The organism is Comamonas flocculans (genome assembly GCF_007954405.1).
Taxonomy (GTDB): domain Bacteria; phylum Pseudomonadota; class Gammaproteobacteria; order Burkholderiales; family Burkholderiaceae_C; genus Comamonas_C; species Comamonas_C flocculans.
In genome coordinates this window covers 1,293,497-1,317,654 of record NZ_CP042344.1, presented here as the reverse complement: position 1 = coordinate 1,317,654, position 24,158 = coordinate 1,293,497, and the positions used below count along the sequence as shown (strand labels likewise).

Annotated in this window: 12 protein-coding genes, 5 tRNA genes and 3 rRNA genes; all 20 read left to right on the top strand. The window is 62.5% G+C overall.

Going from position 1 to position 24,158, the window contains the following annotated elements; genetic code table 11:
• The first annotated feature begins 67 nt into the window (after nucleotides 1–67).
• Nucleotides 68–1,939, top strand: a complete 1,872-nt coding sequence (locus FOZ74_RS06410) for a potassium transporter Kup (protein WP_146912276.1) — start codon at nucleotides 68–70, stop codon at nucleotides 1,937–1,939.
• A 48-nt stretch (nucleotides 1,940–1,987) separates the two neighbouring features.
• Nucleotides 1,988–3,184: a benzoate/H(+) symporter BenE family transporter gene (locus tag FOZ74_RS06405; RefSeq protein ID WP_255437810.1), complete on the top strand. Its 1,197-nt coding sequence runs from the start codon at nucleotides 1,988–1,990 to the stop codon at nucleotides 3,182–3,184.
• A gap of 16 nt (nucleotides 3,185–3,200) precedes the next feature.
• The gene (gene gshB, locus FOZ74_RS06400; protein WP_146912274.1) at nucleotides 3,201–4,151 is read left to right on the top strand and encodes a glutathione synthase; all 951 of its coding nucleotides are present in this window, start codon (nucleotides 3,201–3,203) and stop codon (nucleotides 4,149–4,151) included.
• A gap of 360 nt (nucleotides 4,152–4,511) precedes the next feature.
• Nucleotides 4,512–6,045, top strand: a 16S ribosomal RNA gene (locus FOZ74_RS06395).
• 167 nt (nucleotides 6,046–6,212) lie between these two features.
• Nucleotides 6,213–6,289 (top strand) — tRNA-Ile (locus tag FOZ74_RS06390).
• A 582-nt stretch (nucleotides 6,290–6,871) separates the two neighbouring features.
• A 23S ribosomal RNA gene (locus tag FOZ74_RS06380) occupies nucleotides 6,872–9,755 on the top strand.
• Between the two features lie 136 nt (nucleotides 9,756–9,891).
• Nucleotides 9,892–10,004, top strand: a 5S ribosomal RNA gene (gene rrf / locus FOZ74_RS06375).
• Together the 16S, 23S and 5S rRNA genes with 4 tRNA genes alongside form the textbook arrangement of a ribosomal RNA operon.
• Nucleotides 10,005–10,239: 235 nt before the next feature.
• Nucleotides 10,240–10,325, top strand: a tRNA-Tyr gene (locus FOZ74_RS06370).
• 53 nt (nucleotides 10,326–10,378) lie between these two features.
• Nucleotides 10,379–10,452, top strand: a tRNA-Gly gene (locus FOZ74_RS06365).
• A gap of 35 nt (nucleotides 10,453–10,487) precedes the next feature.
• Nucleotides 10,488–10,562: transfer RNA gene (locus FOZ74_RS06360), tRNA-Thr, on the top strand.
• 68 nt (nucleotides 10,563–10,630) lie between these two features.
• Nucleotides 10,631–11,821, top strand: coding sequence for an elongation factor Tu (gene tuf, locus FOZ74_RS06355; protein ID WP_146912112.1), 1,191 nt, complete (start codon nucleotides 10,631–10,633; stop codon nucleotides 11,819–11,821).
• A 12-nt stretch (nucleotides 11,822–11,833) separates the two neighbouring features.
• Nucleotides 11,834–11,909, top strand: a tRNA-Trp gene (locus FOZ74_RS06350).
• Between the two features lie 80 nt (nucleotides 11,910–11,989).
• The gene (gene secE, locus FOZ74_RS06345) at nucleotides 11,990–12,373 is read left to right on the top strand and encodes a preprotein translocase subunit SecE (protein ID WP_146912273.1); all 384 of its coding nucleotides are present in this window, start codon (nucleotides 11,990–11,992) and stop codon (nucleotides 12,371–12,373) included.
• 8 nt (nucleotides 12,374–12,381) lie between these two features.
• Nucleotides 12,382–12,963, top strand: coding sequence for a transcription termination/antitermination protein NusG (gene nusG / locus FOZ74_RS06340; RefSeq protein ID WP_146914106.1), 582 nt, complete (start codon nucleotides 12,382–12,384; stop codon nucleotides 12,961–12,963).
• A gap of 126 nt (nucleotides 12,964–13,089) precedes the next feature.
• On the top strand, nucleotides 13,090–13,521 hold the full coding sequence (gene rplK, locus FOZ74_RS06335; RefSeq protein ID WP_146912272.1) for a 50S ribosomal protein L11: 432 nt from the start codon (nucleotides 13,090–13,092) through the stop codon (nucleotides 13,519–13,521).
• Nucleotides 13,522–14,217, top strand: coding sequence for a 50S ribosomal protein L1 (rplA, locus tag FOZ74_RS06330; protein WP_146912271.1), 696 nt, complete (start codon nucleotides 13,522–13,524; stop codon nucleotides 14,215–14,217). It abuts the gene before it with no gap.
• A gap of 230 nt (nucleotides 14,218–14,447) precedes the next feature.
• Nucleotides 14,448–14,954, top strand: coding sequence for a 50S ribosomal protein L10 (gene rplJ / locus FOZ74_RS06325; protein WP_146912270.1), 507 nt, complete (start codon nucleotides 14,448–14,450; stop codon nucleotides 14,952–14,954).
• A 49-nt stretch (nucleotides 14,955–15,003) separates the two neighbouring features.
• Entirely contained in the window at nucleotides 15,004–15,384 is a 381-nt protein-coding gene (gene rplL / locus FOZ74_RS06320; protein WP_146912269.1) for a 50S ribosomal protein L7/L12, read from the top strand.
• Nucleotides 15,385–15,663: 279 nt separating this feature from the next.
• Nucleotides 15,664–19,788: a DNA-directed RNA polymerase subunit beta gene (gene rpoB / locus FOZ74_RS06315; protein ID WP_146912268.1), complete on the top strand. Its 4,125-nt coding sequence runs from the start codon at nucleotides 15,664–15,666 to the stop codon at nucleotides 19,786–19,788.
• A gap of 131 nt (nucleotides 19,789–19,919) precedes the next feature.
• Nucleotides 19,920–24,149 (top strand): DNA-directed RNA polymerase subunit beta', encoded by a 4,230-nt coding sequence (gene rpoC, locus FOZ74_RS06310; RefSeq protein ID WP_146912267.1) that lies wholly within the window; start codon nucleotides 19,920–19,922, stop codon nucleotides 24,147–24,149.
• Nucleotides 24,150–24,158 lie beyond the last annotated feature (9 nt).

The following is a 24,158-nucleotide window of genomic DNA, read 5'->3' as shown; positions in this document are numbered from 1 at the left end:
CCCAGGTGCCAGGGCGCCGGCGCCATGCGGCGCACAATGGCGCCCCCACCCGTTCGCGTCTTGCGGCATGTCTGAATCACGCACCTCCCTGCCCACGCTGATGGTGGGCGCCATCGGCGTGGTGTTTGGCGACATCGGCACCAGCGTGCTCTACACCGTCAAGGAGGTGTTCGGCAGCGGCCACGTGCAGTTCACGCCAGGCAATGTCTACGGCGTGCTGTCGCTGATCTTCTGGACGCTGACCATCGTCGTCTCGGTCAAGTACGTGAGTCTGGTGCTGCGCGCCGACAACAACGGTGAGGGGGGGCTCGTCGCCATGCTCACGCTGGCTTCCAGCGCGGTGGCGGACAGGCCGCGACTGCGCGCGGGCATGCTGCTCGTGGGCATTTTCGGCACCTGCCTGTTCTATGGCGACGGCGTCATCACCCCGGCCATCACCACGCTGGGCGCGATGGAGGGGCTGCAAGTGGTATCGCCCTTGCTGGGTGACTATGTCATCGAGCTCACGCTGCTGGTGCTGCTGGCGCTGTTCGTGGTGCAGAAAAAGGGTACGGCCGGCATAGGGCGCTACTTCGGCCCGGTGATGCTGCTGTGGTTTGCCGTGATTGCGCTGCTGGGCGTGCGCCAGATCCTGCACCATCCGCAGGTGCTCTGGGCGTTGCTGCCCGGTCATGCGGCGCGCTTTGCGCTGGACAGTCCCGGCGTCACCTTCATCATTCTGGGCGCGGTGGTGCTGTGCGTGACCGGTTGCGAGGCCTTGTATGCCGACATGGGCCACTTTGGCCGCCGCCCGATCCGCCTGGCCTGGTTCTTCGTCGCCATGCCGGCGCTGGTGCTCAACTACTTTGGCCAGGGTGCGTTGCTGCTGGCCCGCGGACGCGAGGTGGTGGACAACCCCTTCTTTCACCTGGCGCCGCCGTGGGCCACGCTGGCGCTGGTGGTGCTGGCCACGGCGGCGGCGGTGATCGCCTCGCAGGCGTTGATCTCGGGCGCCTTCAGCGTCACCAAGCAGGTGATCCAGCTGGGCTTCCTGCCCCACTTCAAGCTGGTGCATACCAGCGTGCGCGACCTGGGGCAAATCTACGTGCCGCTGGTCAACTGGGGGTTGTTTGCACTCATCGTGCTGGCGGTGGCGATGTTCCGCTCCTCGGGCAACCTGGCGGCGGCCTACGGCATCGCGGTGACGACGGACATGCTGATCACCACGGTGCTGACCTTTTTCGTGGTGCGCTACGCATGGAAGGTGTCGCTGCTGCTGTCGCTGGCGGCCACCGGCGTCTTTCTGGTCGTTGACCTGCTGTTCTGGAGCTCCAACCTGCTCAAGCTGCTGCACGGCGGCTGGTTCCCGCTGGCGATTGCGGCGGGCGTTTTCGTGCTCATGCTCACCTGGCGCGACGGGCGCGAGCTGCTGCACCGTGCGCTGCAGCAGACGGCATTGACGCTGGAGGACTTTCTCGAATCGCTGTTCCTCGCGCCGCCCTCGCGCGTGGAGGGCACGGCCGTCTTCATGAGCGCCGACCCGCGCATCGTGCCCAATGCCCTGCTGCACAACCTCAAGCACAACAAGGTGCTGCACGAGCAGAACCTGTTCGTGAGCGTGCAGCAGCACGAGGTGCCCTGGATAGGCATGGACAAGCGCGTGCAGGTCGAGGCGCTGGGGCACGACTGCTGGCGCGTGGTGCTGCACTACGGCTTCAAGAACGACCCCGACCTGCCAAAGGCGCTGGGGCTGCTTGCGGGTCGCGGCATCAAGCTGGAGCCCATGAGCACCAGCTATTTCCTCTCGCGCCACATCGTCGCGCCCGGCATGGCCACCGGCCTGGCGCCCTGGCGCGAAAAACTGTTTGCCTACATGCACCACAGCGCCACCGCCGCGGCCGAATACCTGAACCTGCCCGGCAATGCGGTGGTCGAGCTGGGCTCCAAGGTGGAAATCTGAATGCGGCGCCCGCGCCCTTCCCTGCACACACTCTCTCAAAGACATGGCATGCGTTGGATCAAGGACCTGAGTTTTTCCGCCCTGGTGGCGGGTTTCGTCGCGGTACTCGTGGGATTCACCAGTTCGGTGGCGCTGGTGTTCCAGGCGGCGCAGTCCTTTGGCGCCACGCCCGAGCAGATCACCTCGTGGATGTGGGCGCTGGGCCTGGGCATGGGTCTGTGCACGCTGCTGCCTTCGCTGTGGCTACGCCAGCCGGTGATGATTGCCTGGTCCACGCCCGGCGCCGCGGTGCTGGCGGCGGCCGGCGCTGCATCGGGCTTCACCATGGCCGAAGCGGTGGGTGCGTTCCTCGTGAGTGCGCTGCTGATCACGCTGGCCGGCCTCACCGGCTGGTTCGAGCGCGTGATGAACCGCATTCCGGACGAGATCGCGTCCGCGCTGCTGGCGGGCGTGCTGGCGCGCTTTGGCATGCAGGCATTCTCGGCGCTGCAGACGGCCCTGGGTCTGGTGCTGGTCATGCTGGCGGCCTATCTGCTGGCGCGGCGCCTGCTGTCGCGCTATGCCGTCATCCTGACGCTGGCGGTGGGCATCATCTGGGCGGCACTGGGCGGCCAGATGCGCTGGTCCGAGGTGTCCTTTGAACTGGCCATGCCGGTCTTCACGGCCCCGAGCTTCACCTGGCAGGCCACCATGAGCCTGGCCCTGCCGCTGTTCATCGTCACCATGGCTTCGCAGAACCTGCCTGGCGTAGCGGTGATGCGTGCCACCGGCTACCCCGAGATGCCGGTATCCAAGCTGATCACGCTTACGGGCGTAGCCACCGCGGTGTTGGCGCCGTTTGGCGGCTATGCACTCAATTTCAGCGCCATTACCGCCGCCATCTGCATGGGCCCGGAGGCGCACCCCGATCGCGACCGGCGCTACATCGCCTCCGCCGCCTGCGGGCTGCTCTACATCGTGGTCGGCATCTTCGGCGCCGTCGTCACCGGGTTGCTTCTGGCCTTTCCGCAGGAACTCGTAGTGGCCATCGCAGGGCTGGCGCTACTCGGCGCGATCGGCGGGGGGCTGGCATCCTCGCTGCGCGAAGAACGCCACCGAGAAGCCGCGCTCATCACCTTCCTCGTCACGCTCAGCGGCGTGACCATCGCTGGTGTCGGCTCGGCGTTCTGGGGCGTGGTCGCGGGCAGTGCAGCGCTCTTTGTGCAACAGTACGGCAGATCGCGCACCGCGTCGGTGCGCTCCTGATGCCTGAACCGCCGCCATGCACCTGCTGTTTGTCGCCGACCCGCTGGAACACTTCAAGACCTACAAGGACACCACCTTCGCCATGATGCGCGAGGCTCAGCGGCGCGGACACCGCGTCGCCGCCTGCGAGCCACGTGACCTGCATTGGCGCACGGGCAGTCAGGTCGAGGCCCGAGTGCGCGAGATCCATCTCACCGGCCGGCCCGACGCCTGGTTCGCTGAATCCGCCACGCCCACCGTGGCGCTCAAGCGCTTTGATGCCGTGCTGATGCGCAAGGATCCGCCCTTTGACGCCGAATACATCTACGCCACCCACCTGCTGGAGCAGGCCGAGCGCGAAGGCGCGCGGGTCTTCAACCGGCCCGCGGCACTGCGCAACCACCCGGAAAAACTGGCCATCATGGAATGGCCCGAGTTCATAGGCCCAACCCTCGTTACGCGGTCTGCCGAGGAAATCCACCGCTTCCACCAGGAGCAGCGCGACATCATTCTCAAGCCGCTCGACGGCATGGGTGGCATGGGCATCTTTCGCGTCGGGCCGGATGGCCTGAACCTGGGCTCGATCATCGAAACCCTGAACAAGGGAGGTGCGCAAACCGTCATGGTGCAGCGCTATCTGCCCGAGATCGTCGAAGGTGACAAGCGCGTGCTGATCATCGGCGGCCAGCCCGTTCCGTATTGCCTGGCGCGCGTGCCCCAGGGCGACGACATCCGCGGCAACCTCGCAGCCGGGGCGCGGGGGGAGGCACGCCCGCTGTCCGATGCCGACCGGCACACCGCCGAAACCATGGGCCATGCACTCGCTCCGCGTGGCCTGTTGCTCATAGGCCTGGACATCATCGGCACCCATGTAACTGAAATCAACGTCACCAGCCCGACCTGCTTTCAGGAGATCACCGAACAGACCGGCTGCGACGTCGCCGCCCTGTTCCAGGATGCGCTGGAAGCGGCGCTGCAGGCCTACTGAAACTTTTTCTCTCCATCTCTTGCGCGTGGTGCAAAACTTGGTATAGAATTCATGGCTTCGCTGATCGCAGCGCCTTTCTTGATCCGGGGTTCTTGCAGTAGGACTTTTGGGGTTGAGGTGGGGTAGGGTTCGTTAACAACACACAGCCGATAAGCGTGGGCGTTTGGTTGGATGCACCTGCGGTGGTGCGCCTGTCTTGGCGGGGAGAGGGTTTGGCTTTTGTGGTGATGGTGGCGTGCAAGCGCTGGCTCACTGCGGGAGGCGATCTCTCCTTGTGCTCGAGCAAACCAAACGCTCATGAGAAAAGGAAGTGAGGATTCACTTCAATTTCCGTTTTTGAGTGAGCAAAGCAAAGAGATCGAACTGTAGAGTTTGATCCTGGCTCAGATTGAACGCTGGCGGCATGCCTTACACATGCAAGTCGAACGGCAGCGCGTCCTTCGGGATGGCGGCGAGTGGCGAACGGGTGAGTAAAGCATCGGAACGTGCCCGGTAGTGCGGGATAGCTCGGCGAAAGCCGGATTAATACCGCATGAGATCCGTGGATGAAAGCAGGGGACCCCTTGTGGGCCTTGCGCTACTGGAGCGGCCGATGTCGGATTAGGTAGTTGGTGGGGTAAAGGCCTACCAAGCCTGCGATCTGTAGCTGGTCTGAGAGGATGATCAGCCACATCGGGACTGAGACACGGCCCGAACTCCTACGGGAGGCAGCAGTGGGGAATTTTGGACAATGGGGGAAACCCTGATCCAGCCATGCCGCGTGCAGGATGAAGGCCCTCGGGTTGTAAACTGCTTTTGTACGGAACGAAAAGTTCTTCTCTAATACAGGAGGGCGATGACGGTACCGTAAGAATAAGCACCGGCTAACTACGTGCCAGCAGCCGCGGTAATACGTAGGGTGCGAGCGTTAATCGGAATTACTGGGCGTAAAGCGTGCGCAGGCGGTCTTGCAAGACAGTGGTGAAATCCCCGGGCTCAACCTGGGAACTGCCATTGTGACTGCAAGGCTGGAGTACGGCAGAGGGGGGTGGAATTCCGCGTGTAGCAGTGAAATGCGTAGATATGCGGAGGAACACCGATGGCGAAGGCAGCCCCCTGGGCCTGTACTGACGCTCATGCACGAAAGCGTGGGGAGCAAACAGGATTAGATACCCTGGTAGTCCACGCCCTAAACGATGTCAACTGGTTGTTGGGGATTCATTTCTTCAGTAACGAAGCTAACGCGTGAAGTTGACCGCCTGGGGAGTACGGCCGCAAGGTTAAAACTCAAAGGAATTGACGGGGACCCGCACAAGCGGTGGATGATGTGGTTTAATTCGATGCAACGCGAAAAACCTTACCCACCTTTGACATGGCAGGAATCCTTCAGAGACGAAGGAGTGCTCGCAAGAGAGCCTGCACACAGGTGCTGCATGGCTGTCGTCAGCTCGTGTCGTGAGATGTTGGGTTAAGTCCCGCAACGAGCGCAACCCTTGCCATCAGTTGCTACGAAAGGGCACTCTGATGGGACTGCCGGTGACAAACCGGAGGAAGGTGGGGATGACGTCAAGTCCTCATGGCCCTTATAGGTGGGGCTACACACGTCATACAATGGCCGGTACAAAGGGCAGCGAAGCCGCGAGGTGAAGCCAATCCCATAAAGCCGGTCGTAGTCCGGATTGCACTCTGCAACTCGAGTGCATGAAGTCGGAATCGCTAGTAATCGTGGATCAGCATGTCACGGTGAATACGTTCCCGGGTCTTGTACACACCGCCCGTCACACCATGGGAGCGGGTCTCACCAGAAGCAGGTAGCCTAACCGCAAGGAGGGCGCTTGCCACGGTGGGGTTCGTGACTGGGGTGAAGTCGTAACAAGGTAGCCGTATCGGAAGGTGCGGCTGGATCACCTCCTTTCTGGACATATACAGAAAAAAACGCAAGAGCAAAAGCAAGGCAGGAGCCACGCAGCGCTGCGCAAGCGCTGGCCAGGCGCCCACACTTATCGGTTGTTGGACAGCACAAGGGGTGTGTGTCGCCAGCGGTCCGGGCCCCGGTGGGCTCGCATGCAGTTTGACCGATTGGGGTCTGTAGCTCAGCTGGTTAGAGCACCGTCTTGATAAGGCGGGGGTCGTTGGTTCGAGTCCAACCAGACCCACCAATCCCTGGGCACAAAAGATCGTGACAACAATGAACGATCAAGATTGCGGATGACAGGCAAGGCGTGAGGAAGGGCAAGTAGCAGAGCGTGCTACACAGCCGGCCGAGCAACGCAGCATGGCGCCCGCCAAGGGGATTAGCTCAGCTGGGAGAGCACCTGCTTTGCAAGCAGGGGGTCGTCGGTTCGATCCCGTCATCCTCCACCAACGCACACACGGGCGTGCAGTGGCAATCTCAAAGCAAGACAAGAGCCTGCTTTGACATTGGCATATGCCAAGAACTGGAAGCTGCAAGGCTTCCCGGCTGTTCCTTAAAAATTCACAGAGTCGAATCAGCGCTGCTGATGGAAAGCATCCGAGAGGATGCGCCGTGCCATCGGCGGCAAGAATTTGATTGCGTCAAAACGAACACGAGATTCGAAAGAAAATCTGTTCAAGTAATGACGAATGGTTCTCGAGGGCACTGCCAGAAATGGTAGAGCCAGGAAGAAAGATTCGCGTTACGGCATGAAACGCGCGAGGTGCGAGACCTCGCAAGTTGACTTGAAAGCAAACCTTGGGGCTGCAAGGCTTCAAAGTTATAGGGTCAAGTGAACAAGAGCATGTGGTGGATGCCTTGGCGATGATAGGCGAAGAAAGACGTGGTAGCCTGCGAAAAGCTTCGGGGAGCTGGCAAACGAGCTGTGATCCGGAGGTCTCTGAATGGGGAAACCCACCCGATGAGGGTATCGGCATCTGAATACATAGGATGCACGAGGCAAACCAGGGGAACTGAACCATCTCAGTACCCTGAGGAAAAGACATCAACCGAGATTGCGAAAGTAGTGGCGAGCGAAATCGCAGCAGCCTTCTAGAGATAGTCAAGCGGTTAGCAAAGCGGCATGGAAAGGCCGGCCATAGTGGGTGATAGCCCCGTATGCGAAAACCGTTTGGTGGTACTAGGCTAGAGACAAGTAGGGCGGGGCACGAGAAACCCTGTCTGAACATGGGGGGACCATCCTCCAAGGCTAAATACTCATCATCGACCGATAGTGAACCAGTACCGTGAGGGAAAGGCGAAAAGAACCCCGGGAGGGGAGTGAAATAGATCCTGAAACCGCATGCTTACAAAAAGTCGGAGCCTCGCAAGGGGTGACGGCGTACCTTTTGTATAATGGGTCAGCGACTTACATTCAGTGGCAAGCTTAACCGAATAGGGAAGGCGCAGGGAAACCGAGTCCGAACAGGGCGTTTTTAGTCGCTGGGTGTAGACCCGAAACCAGGTGATCTATCCATGGCCAGGATGAAGGTGTTGTAACAGGCACTGGAGGTCCGAACCGACTGGTGTTGCAAAACCAGCGGATGAGCTGTGGATAGGGGTGAAAGGCTAAACAAACCTGGAAATAGCTGGTTCTCTCCGAAAACTATTTAGGTAGTGCCTCGCGTATTACCTTCGGGGGTAGAGCACTGTTTAGGCTAGGGGGTCATGGCGACTTACCAACCCTAGGCAAACTCCGAATACCGAAGAGTACAGCGCGGGAGACAGTGCACCGGGTGCTAACGTCCGGACACAAGAGGGAAACAACCCAGACCGCCAGCTAAGGTCCCTAAAATTGGCTAAGTGGGAAACGAAGTGGGAAGGCTAAGACAGTCAGGATGTTGGCTTAGAAGCAGCCATCATTTAAAGAAAGCGTAATAGCTCACTGATCGAGTCGTCCTGCGCGGAAGATGTAACGGGGCTCAAGCCAGTTACCGAAGCTGCGGATGCACAGTTTACTGTGCGTGGTAGGAGAGCGTTGTGTAAGCCTGTGAAGGTGTCTGGTGACGGATGCTGGAGGTATCACAAGTGCGAATGCTGACATGAGTAGCGTTAAAGCGGGTGAAAAGCCCGCTCGCCGTAAGCGCAAGGTTTCCTACGCAACGTTCATCGGCGTAGGGTGAGTCGGCCCCTAAGGTGAGGCAGAGATGCGTAGCTGATGGGAAACGGGTCAATATTCCCGTACCGCTCAATGGTGCGATGTGGGGACGAAGAAGGTTAGCTCAGCCAACTGTTGGACATGTTGGTTCAAGCCTGTAGTCGTGGTCCTTAGGCAAATCCGGGGATCTGAGATGAGGGGTGATAACGAGGGCACTTGTGCCTGAAGTGAGTGATACCCTGCTTCCAGGAAAAGCCACTAAGCTTCAGCCATTGACGACCGTACCGCAAACCGACACTGGTGCGCGAGATGAGTATTCTAAGGCGCTTGAGAGAACTGCGGAGAAGGAACTCGGCAAATTGATACCGTAACTTCGGGAGAAGGTATGCCGCGAGTAGGTGATGCCTGTACAGGTGGAGCCCAAAGCGGTTGCAATAAATCGGTGGCTGCGACTGTTTAATAAAAACACAGCACTCTGCAAAGACGAAAGTCGACGTATAGGGTGTGACGCCTGCCCGGTGCTGGAAGATTAAGTGATGGGGTGCAAGCTCTTGATCGAAGTCCCAGTAAACGGCGGCCGTAACTATAACGGTCCTAAGGTAGCGAAATTCCTTGTCGGGTAAGTTCCGACCTGCACGAATGGCGTAACGATGGCCACACTGTCTCCTCCGCAGACTCAGCGAAGTTGAAATGTTTGTGATGATGCAATCTCCCCGCGGAAAGACGGAAAGACCCCATGAACCTTTACTGTAGCTTTGTATTGGATTTTGAACGGATCTGTGTAGGATAGGTGGGAGGCTTTGAAGGGTGCTCGCTAGAGTGCCTGGAGCCAACGTTGAAATACCACCCTGGTGCGTTTGAGGTTCTAACCTTGGGCCCTGATCGGGCTTGGGGACAGTGCATGGTAGGCAGTTTGACTGGGGCGGTCTCCTCCCAAAGCGTAACGGAGGAGTTCGAAGGTACGCTAGTTACGGTCGGACATCGTGACGATAGTGCAATGGCACAAGCGTGCTTGACTGCGAGACTGACAAGTCGAGCAGGTGCGAAAGCAGGACATAGTGATCCGGTGGTTCTGTATGGAAGGGCCATCGCTCAACGGATAAAAGGTACTCTGGGGATAACAGGCTGATACCGCCCAAGAGTTCATATCGACGGCGGTGTTTGGCACCTCGATGTCGGCTCATCTCATCCTGGGGCTGTAGTCGGTCCCAAGGGTATGGCTGTTCGCCATTTAAAGAGGTACGTGAGCTGGGTTTAAAACGTCGTGAGACAGTTTTGTCCCTATCTTCCGTGGGCGCTGCAGATTTGAGGAGACCTGCTCCTAGTACGAGAGGACCGGAGTGGACGCACCGCTGGTGTACCTGTTGTCACGCCCGTGGCATCGCAGGGTAGCTATGTGCGGAAGAGATAAGCGCTGAAAGCATCTAAGCGCGAAACTCCCTCCAAGATGAGATCTGCCGGGGGCTAGACCCCCCTGAAGGGTCGTTGTAGACCACAACGTTGATAGGCTGGGTGTGCAAGAGCAGCAATGCCCGCAGCTAACCAGTACTAATTGCCCGTGAGGCTTGACCCTATAACCTTGAGGCCCATAACCAAAAACCCCAAGGTACATGCCAAAGACACAATCAAATTCCCAACCGATTCGACTGCTGTGAATCAGCTGCACAAAAAAGGCACCACAACGCCCCCCCGTGCAGCTACCCTTTACGCCTGATGACAATAGCAAGCCGGAACCACCCCTGCCCATCCCGAACAGGACCGTGAAACAGCTTCGCGCCAATGATAGTGCGGAATCCCGTGTGAAAGTAGGTCATCGTCAGGCACCATTTGATCAACAACCCCCTGCCAAAAGCACCCTACAGGTGCAGACAGCAGGGGGTTGGTGTTTGAGGGGCATGAACACCGAGGCATGGCCCCCGCTTGTCTTGGAGGGGAGGTGTTCGGACGGGGCAGGCCTGCCGGCACAGGATCGGCATGGGCCGCCCGCGGGTCAGCACAAATTTTCCTGGCGCGGCGCGCAGCATGTCCAAAAAATCGGCTACAATGCCCGATTGCGCGGAGGAGTGCCCGAGTGGTTAAAGGGGGCAGACTGTAAATCTGTTGGCTTGCGCCTACATTGGTTCGAATCCAATCTCCTCCACCAAAATTTGCGGATGCTGAAGACGTTGGAATCGCGCTTGCGGGCGGTTGTCGCCTGCGGGAGTAGTTCAATGGTAGAACCTTAGCCTTCCAAGCTAATGACGCGGGTTCGATTCCCGTCTCCCGCTCCAGCTTCGGGGCGCCGCGCCTGCGGCGGGCGCCTCAGGCCCTTGTGGCTCAGTGGTAGAGCACTCCCTTGGTAAGGGAGAGGTCGTGGGTCCGATTCCCACCAAGGGCACCAAGTATCGAAGACGGCCGGCGCAGCCGGCGCCATGAACTGATCGGTGTAGTTTTTTCGGAGTCGAAAAGATGGCAAAAGGAAAATTCGAGCGTACCAAGCCGCACGTGAACGTGGGCACCATTGGTCACGTGGACCACGGCAAGACGACGCTGACTGCGGCGATCGCCACGGTGCTGGGCAAGAAGTTCGGCGGTGACGTCAAGAGCTACGACCAGATCGACAACGCCCCCGAAGAGAAGGCCCGCGGCATCACCATCAACACCTCGCACGTCGAGTACGAGACCGCCGCGCGCCACTACGCGCACGTGGACTGCCCCGGCCACGCCGACTACGTCAAGAACATGATCACCGGTGCCGCGCAAATGGACGGCGCCATCCTCGTGTGCTCGGCCGCCGACGGCCCCATGCCCCAGACGCGCGAACACATCCTGCTGGCCCGCCAGGTGGGCGTGCCCTACATCATCGTGTTCCTGAACAAGTGCGACATGGTGGACGACGCCGAACTGCTCGAACTCGTCGAGATGGAAGTGCGCGAACTGCTGTCCAAGTACGAATTCCCCGGCGACGACACCCCCATCATCAAGGGCTCGGCCAAGCTGGCGCTCGAAGGCGATACGGGCGAGCTCGGCGAGCAGGCCATCATGAAGCTCGCTGAAGCGCTGGACAGCTACATCCCCACGCCCGAGCGCGCCATCGACGGCGCCTTCCTCATGCCCGTGGAAGACGTGTTCTCCATCTCCGGGCGCGGCACCGTGATCACCGGGCGCGTGGAGCGCGGCATCGTCAAGGTCGGCGAGGAAGTGGAAATCGTCGGCATCCGCGACACGCAAAAGACCACCGTCACCGGCGTGGAAATGTTCAGGAAGCTCCTGGACCAGGGCCAGGCGGGCGACAACGTCGGCATCTTGCTGCGCGGCACCAAGCGCGAAGACGTCGAGCGCGGCCAGGTCGTGGCCAAGCCCGGCTCGATCACCCCGCACACGCACTTCACCTGCGAGGTGTACGTGCTGTCCAAGGACGAGGGCGGGCGCCACACGCCGTTCTTCAACAACTACCGCCCGCAGTTCTACTTCCGCACCACCGACGTCACGGGCGCCATCGAGCTGCCGGCCGACAAGGAGATGGTGATGCCCGGCGACAACGTGTCCATGACCGTCAAGCTCATCCACCCCATCGCCATGGAAGAGGGCCTGCGCTTTGCCATCCGCGAGGGTGGGCGCACCGTGGGCGCGGGCGTGGTGGCGAAGATCATCGAATAGCAGGAGTACTGCAGGGGTATAGCTCAATTGGCAGAGCGTCGGTCTCCAAAACCGAAGGTTGTAGGTTCGATTCCTACTGCCCCTGCCACCACCGGGTGGCGCCTCTGAAGAGCCCGTCAGCCTTGACGGGCTTCGGCGTCTGTGTGGTGCATTGAATCAGGATAACGAATGGCGACTTCCCAGGTACAAACGGTGTCCAGCGCGGCGGACAAGGCCAAACTGACCTTGGCCGGCTTGCTGGTCGTGGCCGCATTGGCGGGGTTTTATTTCCTCGGCAAGCAGGGTCCGCTGGTGCAGTGGGGTTCGCTGGCGGGCGGCCTGGCGGCGGCCTGCGTGGTTTTCTTCCTCTCCGAAACCGGGCGCCAGCTGATCGCCTTTTCGCGCGATGCCTGGCGCGAGGTGGGCAAGGTGGTGTGGCCCACGCGCAAGGAAACCATGCAGATGACCGCCTATGTGTTTGCCCTGGTGGTGCTGATGGCGGCTTTTCTCTGGTTCACCGACAAGACGCTGGAGTGGGTGCTTTATGACCTCATTCTGGGGTGGAGGAAGTGATGGCTGAGATGAACGAAAACGCCCCGGAGCTCACCGCTGCCGAGGCAGCGCCCGCGTCGCGGCTGCGCTGGTACATCGTCCACGCCTATTCCGGCATGGAAAAGGCGGTGGAACGCAACATCCTCGAGCGCATCAAACGCGCTGGCATGCAGGAGAAGTTCGGCCGCATCCTGGTGCCGACCGAGGAGGTGGTGGAACTGCGCAATGGCCAGCGCCGCACCACCGAGCGGCGTCTCTACCCGGGCTATGTGTTCGTGCAGATGGAGATGGACGACGACACCTGGCACTTGATCAAGCACACCAACAAGGTGACCGGCTTCGTCGGCGGTGCCAAGAACCGGCCGGCGCCGATTTCCGACGAGGAAGTCAGCAAGATCGAGAACCAGGTGCAGGAGGGGGCGGACAAGCCGCGCCACAAGATCGAATTCGTCACCGGCGAGGTGGTGCGCGTCAAGGATGGTCCGTTCACCGACTTCAACGGTACGGTAGAGGACGTCAATTACGAAAAGAGCCGCCTGCGCGTGGCGGTCATGATCTTTGGCCGCTCCACCCCGGTGGAACTCGAGTTCGGTCAGGTGGAAAAGTCCTGATCGCGAATTGGAAATCGGATGGGCGGCTTTACGGCTCGGCTGCGCATCTGTCGAAAGCAAGAGAGCTGATCACCCCCGGGGAGCTTGACGCCAGACCGTCAGGCGCTTGACCCGCAAGGAGTATTCATGGCGAAAAAAATCGTCGGCTTCATCAAGCTGCAAGTGCCAGCTGGCAAGGCCAATCCGTCCCCCCCGATCGGTCCGGCACTGGGTCAGCGCGGGCTGAACATCATGGAGTTCTGCAAGGCGTTCAATGCCCAGACCCAGGGTGTGGAGCCGGGCCTGCCCCTGCCGGTGGTGATCACCGCGTTTGCGGACAAGAGCTTTACCTTCATCATCAAGACGCCGCCTGCGACGGTGCTGATCAAGAAGGCCATCAAGCTGGACAAGGGCTCGGCCAACGCCAAGGCGAGCAAGGTGGGCAAGATCACGCGCGCGCAGCTTGAAGAGATTGCCAAGACCAAGCTCAAGGACATGAATGCCGCCGACGTGGACGCCGCCGTGCGCACGCTCGCCGGTTCGGCCCGCTCGATGGGCGTTGCGGTGGAGGGCGTGTAAATGGCCAAGCTCACGAAAAAGCAGAAGGCCCTGCAGGGCAAGGTGGACAGCGGCAAGCTCTACCCGCTGGTGGATGCGCTCGCCCTCGTCAAGGAAGCCGCGACCGCGAAATTCGATGAATCCATCGACGTGGCGGTGCAGCTCGGCGTGGACGCCAAGAAGTCCGACCAGGTGGTGCGCGGCGCCGTGGTGCTGCCCAACGGCACCGGCAAGGTCAAGCGCGTGGCGGTGTTCGCTCAAGGAGCGAAAGCCGAAGAGGCCACGGCCGCAGGTGCCGACGTCGTCGGCATGGACGACCTGGCGGCGCGCGTGAAGGCCGGCGACATGCCGTTCGACGTGGTGATTGCCGCGCCGGACGCGATGCGCGTGGTCGGCCAGCTCGGCCAGATCCTCGGCCCGCGTGGCCTGATGCCCAACCCCAAGGTGGGCACGGTGACGCCGGACGTGGCCACGGCGGTGAAGAACGCCAAGGCGGGCCAGGTGCAGTTTCGCGTGGACAAGGCCGGTATCGTGCATTCGACCATCGGCCGCCGCTCGTTCGAGACCGACAAGCTGCAGGGCAACCTGGTGGCGCTGGTCGATGCGCTGAACAAGGCCAAGCCGACCAGCAGCAAGGGCGTGTACCTGCGCAAGGTGGCGGTTTCCAGCACCATGGGCCTGGGCGTGCGCGTGGACACGCAGAGCCTGAACGGCTGAAGCGCAAGGAATGGGGGCGCCCTCGCGGGTGCCCCGGAGGTGGGCGGCGCGCCAGCGCGCTGGCCATCCAAGACCGTTGGTGTGCTTGCCGGGAGCACTTAAACCCTGAAGGGCCAACGCAGATGGCGATCCCGCTGAGAACGGAATGAAGGTTCCCCAACAGTTGGTCGCTGCAAACCAAGCGCGCATCGAAGGTTTCACCCCGAGGTGCGCATATGAAGGAGTAGACCTTGAGTCTGAATCGCAGTGAGAAAGAAGCGGTCATCAGCGAAGTGACCGAACTCGCCGCCAAAGCTCAAACGCTCGTGATCGCCGAGTACCGTGGCATCACGGTGGCCGACATGACGAAACTGCGCGCCAATGCCCGCAGCCAGGGCGTTGCCTTGAGTGTTCTGAAGAACACCCTGGCGCGCCGGGCGGTGGCCGGTGGCAGTTTCGACGTGCTGGCCGACCAGATGACCGGGCCTCTGATCTACGGCTTCTCCGAAGACGCCGTGGCCGCCGCGAAGGTGGTGGCCGATTTCGCGAAGACCAACGACAAGCTGGTGATTCGCGGCGGTGCCTTCGCGGGCAAGACCCTGGACGTGAACGGCGTGAAGGAGCTGGCCAGCATTCCCTCCAAGGACGTGCTGCTGGCCCAGCTGTGTGGCTTGCTCATGTCGCCGATCTCCCGCACCGCCGTGGTGCTGGGCGCGCTGGCGACGAAGAAGGGCGAAGGTGCGCCGGCAGCCGCCTGAGGCTGTGCGCACACGGGTATCCAACAACCAACATTCCTAGGAAATCAAAATGGCATTCGACAAAGACGCATTCCTGACCGCGCTGGACGGCATGACCGTGCTGGAACTCAACGACCTGGTCAAGGCGATTGAAGAGAAGTTTGGCGTGAGCGCCGCGGCGATGGCCGCGCCGGCCGCCGGTGGCGCCGCCGGTGGTGCTGCTGCCGCCGCTGAAGAGAAGACCGAGTTCGACCTGGTGCTGTCCGAAGTCGGCGCCAACAAGGTCTCGGTCATCAAGGCGGTGCGCGAGATCACCGGCCTGGGCCTGAAGGAGGCCAAGGACCTGGTGGACGGTGCGCCCAAGACCGTCAAGGAAGCGATGCCCAAGGCCGATGCCGAAGCCGCTGCCAAGAAGCTGACCGAAGCCGGCGCCAAGGCCGAGCTCAAGTAAGACGCACCGCCTGCACCGGGCTGGAGGTCTTGCAAGAGGCCTCCAGCCCTTGGTGCTTGTAGGTGCCCGCGCTGCGAAGCGCACCAGAAAGCGGCCCGCGGGCTGTTTTCTAGTGTCTTTCGCTCTTGTCCGACAACGAAAGACGCCTTGGTTCGGGCGATGTGCAATGCATCGCCGTCCGCCATGGTTGGTAGTGGCCAACCGCCAAGCCCGTGGAGCCCGCAAGTCCACGGGAGCAGTCGTCGAAGACCATCTCTCATGTCTTTGCCCGGAGTATTCATGGCCCCAACATCCACGTACAGCTATACCGAACGCAAACGCATCCGCAAGAACTTTGGCACACGCGAGAGCGTGCTTCAGGTGCCCTATCTGCTGCAGATGCAAAAGGACGCCTACACGGCGTTCCTGCAGGCCGATGTTCCTCCGAAGAAACGCACTGCCGAGGGTCTGCAGGCCGCCTTCCTGTCGGCCTTCCCTATCGTCTCGCACAACGGCTTCGTCGAGATGAAGTTCGTCGAGTACAACCTGGCCAAGCCCACCTTTGACGTGCGCGAATGCCAGACGCGCGGCCTCACCTACGCTTCGGCGGTGCGCGCGCGCGTGCAACTCATCATCTACGACCGCGATGCCTCGACCAAGGATTCCAAGGTGGTCAAGGAGGTCAAGGAGCAAGAGGTCTACATGGGCGAAGTGCCGCGCATGACGGACAAGGGCTCCTTCGTGATCAACGGCACCGAGCGCGTGATCGTCAGCCAGCTGCACCGTTCGCCCGGCGTGTTCTTCGAGCACGATAAGGGCAAGACGCACAGCTCGGGCAAGCTGCTGTTCTCGGCGCGCATCATTCCCTACCGCGGCTCCTGGCTGGACTTCGAGTTCGACCCGAAGGACATCCTGTACTTCCGCGTGGACCGCAGGCGCAAGATGCCGGTGACCATCCTGCTCAAGGCGATCGGCCTGAACAACGAGCAGATCCTGGCGCACTTCTTCGTCAACGACAACTTCCGCCTGATGGACAGCGGCGCGCAGATGGAATTCGTGCCCGAGCGTCTCAAGGGCGAGGTGGCGCGTTTTGACATCACCGACAAGTCGGGCAAGGTCATCGTGGCCAAGGACAAGCGCATCACCGCGCGCCACACGCGCGAGCTGGAGCAGTCCAAGACCACGCACATCAGCGTGCCCGAGGACTTCCTCATCGGCCGCGTGCTGGCGCACAACGTCGTCGACGCCGATACCGGCGAGATCATCGCCAAGGCCAACGACGAGCTGACCGAGGCGCTGCTCAAGACGCTGCGCACCGCGGGCGTGCAGGAGCTGCCCTGCATCCACACCAATGAGCTGGACCAGGGCTCCTACATTTCGCAGACGCTGCGCATGGACGAGACCAGCGACGAGTTCGCCGCGCGCGTGGCCATCTACCGCATGATGCGCCCCGGCGAGCCGCCGACCGAGGACGCGGTGCAGGCCCTGTTTCAGCGCCTGTTCTACAACCACGACACCTACGACCTGTCGCGCGTGGGGCGCATGAAGTTCAACGCCAAGGTCGGCCGCGAGGAATCGACCGGCCCCATGGTGCTGTCCAACGAGGACATCCTGGCCGTGGTCAAGATCCTCGTCGATCTGCGCAACGGCAAGGGCGAGGTGGACGACATCGACCACCTGGGCAACCGGCGCGTGCGCTGCGTCGGCGAGCTGGCCGAGAACCAGTACCGCACGGGCCTGGCGCGCATCGAGAAGGCCGTGAAGGAGCGCCTGGGCCAGGCCGAGCAAGACCCCCTGATGCCGCATGACCTGATCAACTCCAAGCCGATTTCCGCGGCGCTCAAGGAGTTCTTCGGCGCCTCGCAGCTGAGCCAGTTCATGGACCAGACCAACCCGCTGGCCGAGATCACGCACAAGCGCCGCGTCTCGGCCCTGGGCCCGGGGGGCCTGACGCGCGAGCGCGCGGGCTTCGAGGTGCGCGACGTGCACGTCACGCACTATGGCCGCGTGTGCCCGATCGAGACGCCGGAAGGCCCGAACATCGGCCTGATCAACTCGCTGGCGCTGTACGCCCGCCTGAATGAATACGGCTTCATCGAGACGCCCTACCGCCGCGTGGTCGATGGCAAGGTGACCGACGAGATCGACTACCTCTCTGCGATTGAAGAGGGCAAGTACATCATTGCCCAGGCCAATGCGGCGCTGGACGACAAGGGGCGCCTGACGGGCGAGCTGGTGTCGGCGCGCGAGCAGGGCGAGTCCACGCTGGTGTCGGCCGACCGCGTGCAGTACATGGACGTCTCGCCCGCGCAGATCGTCTCGGTGGCGGCCTCTCTCGTGCCCTTCCTGGAGCACAACGACGCCAACCGCGCGCTGATGGGCGCCAACATGTCGCGCCAGGCGGTGCCGGTGCTGCGCCCCGAGAAGCCGCTGGTGGGCACGGGCATAGAGCGAGTGGCCGCGATCGACTCGGGCACGGTGGTGACGGCCGATCGTGGCGGCATCGTCGATTACGTGGACGCGACCCGCATCGTGATCCGCGTGCACGACGATGAGGCGGTGGCTGGCGAAGTGGGCGTGGACATCTACAACCTGATCAAGTACCAGCGCTCCAACCAGAACACCAACATCCACCAGCGCCCCATCGTCAAGAAGGGCGACGTGCTGGCCAAGGGCGACGTAATTGCCGACGGTGCATCGACCGACCTGGGCGAGATCGCCATCGGGCAGAACATGCTGATCGCCTTCATGCCCTGGAACGGCTACAACTTCGAGGATTCGATCCTGATCTCCGAGAAGGTGGTGGCCGACGACCGCTACACCAGCGTGCATATCGAGGAGCTGGTGGTGATGGCGCGCGACACCAAGCTCGGCGCCGAGGAAATCACGCGCGACATTCCCAACCTGTCGGAGCAGCAGCTCAATCGTCTGGACGATTCGGGCATCATCTACGTGGGCGCCGAGGTGCAGCCGGGCGACACGCTGGTGGGCAAGGTCACGCCCAAGGGCGAGACCACGCTGACGCCGGAAGAAAAGCTGCTGCGCGCGATCTTCGGCGAGAAGGCCTCCGACGTGAAGGACACGTCTTTGCGCGTGGAGCAGGGCAGCCAGGGCACGGTGATCGACGTGCAGGTGTTCACCCGCGAGGGCATCCAGCGCGACAAGCGCGCGCAGCAGATCATCGACGATGAGCTCAAGCGCTATCGCCTGGACTTGAACGACCGCCTGCGCATCGTCGAGGCCGACGCGTTCGACCGCATCGAGAAGCTGCTCACCGGCAAGGTCGCCAACGGCGGGCCGAACAAGCTGCCCAAGGGCAGCAAGCTGGACAAGGCCTATCTGGCCAGCGTGGACCGCCACCACTGGTTCGACATCCGCCTGGTCGACGACACCGTGGCCGCGCAGCTCGAATCCATGAAGAACGCGATGGAGCACACGCGCCACGAGTTCGACCTGGCGTTCGAGGAAAAGAGGAAGAAGCTCACCCAGGGCGACGAGCTGCCCGCGGGCGTGCTCAAGATGGTCAAGGTGTACCTGGCCGTCAAGCGCCGCCTGCAGCCCGGCGACAAGATGGCTGGGCGCCACGGCAACAAGGGCGTGGTCTCCAAGATCGTGCCGGTCGAGGACATGCCCTACATGGAAGACGGCACGCCGGCCGACATCGTGCTCAACCCGCTGGGCGTGCCCTCGCGCATGAACATCGGGCAGGTGCTGGAAGTGCACCTGGGCTGGGCCGCCAAGGGCCTGGGCCAGCGCATTGCCGCCATGCTGGAGCAGCAGGCCAAGGTGGCCGAGCTGCGCAAGTTCATGGAGAAGATCTACACCACCCGCGGGCGCAAGGACGGCCTGGCGCTGCTGGGCGACGAGGATCTGCTGGCCATGGCGCAGGAGCTGCGCTCGGGCGTGCCGTTTGCCTCTCCGGTCTTCGACGGCGCGACCGAAGAAGAGATCAAGGAGATGCTGCAACTGGCCTACCCCGAAGAGATCGCCCAGGCCAAGGGCCTGACCGCGCCGCGCACCCAGGCCTGGCTGTACGACGGGCGCAGCGGCGAGCGCTTCGAGCGCCCGACCACCGTGGGCTACATGCACTACCTGAAGCTGCACCACCTGGTGGACGACAAGATGCACGCGCGTTCCACCGGCCCCTACTCGCTGGTCACCCAGCAGCCGCTGGGCGGCAAGGCGCAGTTTGGCGGCCAGCGTTTCGGCGAGATGGAAGTCTGGGCGCTGGAAGCCTACGGCGCGGCCTACGTGCTGCAGGAAATGCTGACGGTGAAGTCCGACGACGTGCAGGGCCGCACCAAGGTGTACGAGAACATCGTCAAGGGCGAGCACTCGATCGAGGCGGGCATGCCCGAATCCTTCAACGTGCTGATCAAGGAGATCCGCTCGCTGGGTCTGGATATCGAGTTGGACCGCTCCTGAGACCGAGTGGATTTAGGTAAAAAGTGAGCTGCTCGCGCTGGTGCGACAAGGGTTTGAGGATGTTTTGCATCTCAAATCGTTGCCTGGCGCGCGCAGACAGCTAGTATTTTGGATGCAAGGGAAAGAGTCACATGAAATCGCTACTCGACCTGTTCAAGCAATTCACGCCCGATGAGCACTTCGATGCCATCAAGATCGGCCTGGCGTCGCCCGAGAAGATTCACTCCTGGTCCTTCGGTGAAGTCAAGAAGCCCGAGACCATCAACTACCGCACCTTCAAGCCCGAGCGCGACGGCCTGTTCTGCGCCAAGATCTTCGGCCCGATCAAGGACTACGAGTGCCTGTGCGGAAAGTACAAGCGCCTGAAGCACCGCGGCGTGATCTGCGAGAAGTGCGGCGTGGAAGTCACCCAGGCCAAGGTGCGCCGCGAGCGCATGGGCCACATCGACCTGGCCGCGCCCTGCGCGCACATCTGGTTTCTCAAGAGCCTGCCCAGCCGTCTCGGCCTGGTGCTGGACATGACGCTGCGCGACATCGAGCGCGTGCTCTACTTCGAAGCCTACGTGGTCACCGACCCGGGCATGACGCCGCTCAAGAAGGGCAGCATCATGAGCGAGGACGACTACGACGCCAAGGTGCAGGAATACGGCGACGAGTTCATCGCCAAGATGGGCGCCGAGGGCATCAAGGACCTGCTGCAGGGCATCGACCTGGAGCCCGAAATCGAGCGCCTGCGCGGCGACCTGACCGGCTCGGAAGCCAAGGTCAAGAAGAACACCAAGCGCCTGAAGGTGCTGGAAGCCTTCAAGAAGTCCGGCATCAAGCCCGAGTGGATGATCCTGGAAGTGCTGCCGGTGCTGCCGCCCGACCTGCGCCCGCTGGTGCCGCTCGATGGTGGCCGTTTCGCCACCTCCGACCTGAACGACCTGTACCGCCGCGTCATCAACCGCAACAGCCGCCTGCGCCGCCTGCTGGAGCTCAAGGCGCCGGAGATCATCGCGCGCAACGAAAAGCGCATGCTGCAGGAAGCCGTCGATTCACTGCTGGACAACGGCCGCCGCGGCAAGGCGATGACCGGCGCGAACAAGCGCGCGCTCAAGTCGCTGGCGGACATGATCAAGGGCAAGGGCGGGCGCTTCCGCCAGAACCTGCTGGGCAAGCGCGTGGACTACTCGGGTCGCTCGGTCATTACCGTAGGCCCGCAGCTCAAGCTGCACCAGTGCGGCCTGCCCAAGCTGATGGCGCTTGAATTGTTCAAGCCCTTCATCTTCTCGCGCCTGGAGGCCATGGGCATCGCGACGACGATCAAGGCCGCCAAGAAGGAAGTGGAAAGCGGCACGCCGGTGGTGTGGGACATCCTCGAAGAGGTGATCCGCGAGCACCCGGTGATGCTCAACCGCGCGCCTACGCTGCACCGCCTGGGCATCCAGGCTTTCGAGCCCATCCTGATCGAAGGCAAGGCCATCCAGCTGCACCCGCTGGTCTGCGCCGCCTTCAACGCCGACTTCGACGGCGACCAGATGGCCGTGCACGTGCCGCTGTCGGTGGAAGCGCAGCTGGAAGCGCGCACGCTGATGCTGGCGTCCAACAACGTGCTCTTCCCGGCTTCGGGCGAGCCCTCCATCGTGCCCTCGCAGGACGTGGTGCTGGGCCTGTACCACGCCACGCGCGAGCGCGTGAACGGCAAGGGCGAAGGCATGGGCTTCATGGACGTGGCCGAGGTGCAGCGCGCGCTGGACGCCGGCGTGGTCGAGCTCACCAGCAAGATCCGCGTGCGCCTGACCGAATGGAACAAGAACAAGGACAGCGGCGAGTTCGAGGCATCCACCTCGGTGGTGGAAACCACCGTGGGCCGCGCGCTGCTGTCCGAGATCCTGCCCCGCGGCCTGGCGTTCTCCAACCTGAACAAGGCGCTCAAGAAGAAGGAAATCTCCAAGCTCATCAACGCGTCTTTTCGCAAGTGCGGCCTGAAGGAAACCGTGGTGTTCGCCGACAAGCTGCTGCAAAACGGCTTCCGCCTGGCCACGCACGCCGGCATTTCCATCTCGGTGGACGACATGCTGGTGCCGCCGCAAAAGGCCGACATCCTGGCCCGCGCCGAGGCCGAGGTGAAAGAGATCGAGCAGCAGTACGTCTCGGGCCTGGTCACCGCCGGCGAGCGCTACAACAAGGTGGTGGACATCTGGGGCAAGGCCGGAGACGACGTCTCCAAGGTCATGATGGACCAGCTCAAGGTCGAAAAGACCCTGGACCGCAACGGCAAGGAAGTCGAGCAGGAGTCCTTCAACTCCATCTACATGATGGCCGACTCGGGCGCGCGTGGTTCGGCGGCGCAGATCCGCCAGCTCGCGGGCATGCGCGGTCTGATGGCCAAGCCCGACGGCTCCATCATCGAGACGCCGATCACGGCCAACTTCCGTGAAGGCCTGAACGTGCTGCAGTACTTCATCTCCACGCACGGCGCGCGCAAGGGCCTGGCGGACACGGCGCTCAAGACCGCCAACTCCGGCTACCTCACGCGCCGCCTGGTGGACGTGACGCAGGACCTGGTGGTCACCGAGGAAGACTGCGCCACGCACAACGGCGCGCTGATGCGCGCGGTGGTCGACGGCGGCGAGGTCATCGAATCGCTGCGCGAGCGCATCCTCGGGCGCGTGGCGGCCGACGACGTGCTGCACCCCGAAACCCGTGCGGTGCTGGCCACGGCCGGCACGCTGCTGTCGGAAGACGTCATCGACGAGCTGGAACACGCCGGCGTGGACGAGGTCAAGGTGCGCACGCCGCTGACCTGCGACACCCGCTACGGCCTGTGCGCCAAGTGCTACGGCCGGGACCTGGGCCGCGGCGGCCTGATCAACCTGGGCGAGGCCGTGGGCGTGATTGCCGCGCAATCCATCGGCGAGCCGGGCACGCAGCTGACCATGCGTACCTTCCACATCGGGGGTGCGGCATCGCGCGCGGCCGTGGCCTCGGGCGTGGAAGCCAAGAGCAACGGCAACGTGGGCTTCAACGCCACCATGCGCTACGTCACCAACTCCAAGGGCGAGCTGGTGGTGATCTCGCGCTCGGGCGAAATCGTCATCCACGACGAGCACGGCCGCGAGCGTGAGCGCCACCGCGTGCCCTACGGCGCGACGCTGCACGTGCAGGCCGACCAGCAGATCAAGGCCGGCACGCACCTGGCGCACTGGGACCCGCTCACGCGCCCCATCATCACCGAGTACGCCGGCCGGGTGAAATTCGAGAACATCGAAGAAGGCCTGACCGTGGCCAAGCAGGTGGACGACGTGACCGGCCTGTCCACGCTGGTGGTCATCGACCCCAAGCGCCGTGGCTCGGCCAAGGTGGTGCGCCCGCTGGTCAAGCTCATCGACGCCTCGGGCAACGAGGTCAAGATCCCCGGCACCGACCACGCGGTGGCCATCGGCTTCCAGATCGGCGCGCTGATCCAGGTGCGCGACGGCCAGGACGTGGGCCCCGGCGAGGTGCTGGCGCGCATTCCGGTCGAAGGCCAGAAGACGCGCGACATCACCGGGGGCCTGCCGCGCGTGGCCGAGCTGTTCGAAGCCCGCAGCCCCAAGGACAAGGGCATGCTGGCCGAGATGACCGGCACCATCTCCTTCGGCAAGGAAACCAAGGGCAAGGTGCGTCTGCAGATCACCGACCCGGACGGCCACGTCTGGGACGAGCTGGTGCCCAAGGAAAAGAACATCCTGGTGCACGAAGGCCAGGTGGTGAACAAGGGCGAGCACATCGTCGACGGCCCGGCCGATCCGCAGGACATCCTGCGCCTGCTGGGCATCGAGGAGCTGGCGCGCTACATCGTCGATGAGGTGCAGGACGTCTACCGCCTGCAGGGCGTGAAGATCAACGACAAGCACATCGAGGTGATCGTGCGCCAGATGCTGCGCCGCGTCGTGATCGACAACCCCGGCGAATCGAGCTACATCCAGGGCGAGCAGGTCGAGCGCTCCGAGGTGCTCAACACCAACGAGGCATTGCAAAAGGACGGCAAGATCCCCGCGACCTACACCAACCTGCTGCTGGGCATCACCAAGGCTTCGCTGTCCACCGACTCGTTCATCTCCGCCGCGTCCTTCCAGGAAACCACGCGCGTGCTGACCGAAGCGGCCATCATGGGCAAGCGCGACGAGCTGCGTGGTCTGAAGGAGAACGTCATCGTCGGGCGCCTGATCCCCGCCGGCACCGGCCTGGCCTACCACAAGGCGCGCAAGGTCAAGGACCAGATGGACGAGGCCGAGCGCCGCGCCATCGAAGAGGCCGAGGCCGCCGAGCTGGCCGCCGCCGGCGAAGACGAAGCCGCCACCGCCCATGACGAGGGCGGCGACGCTGCCCGCTAAGCACGGGTC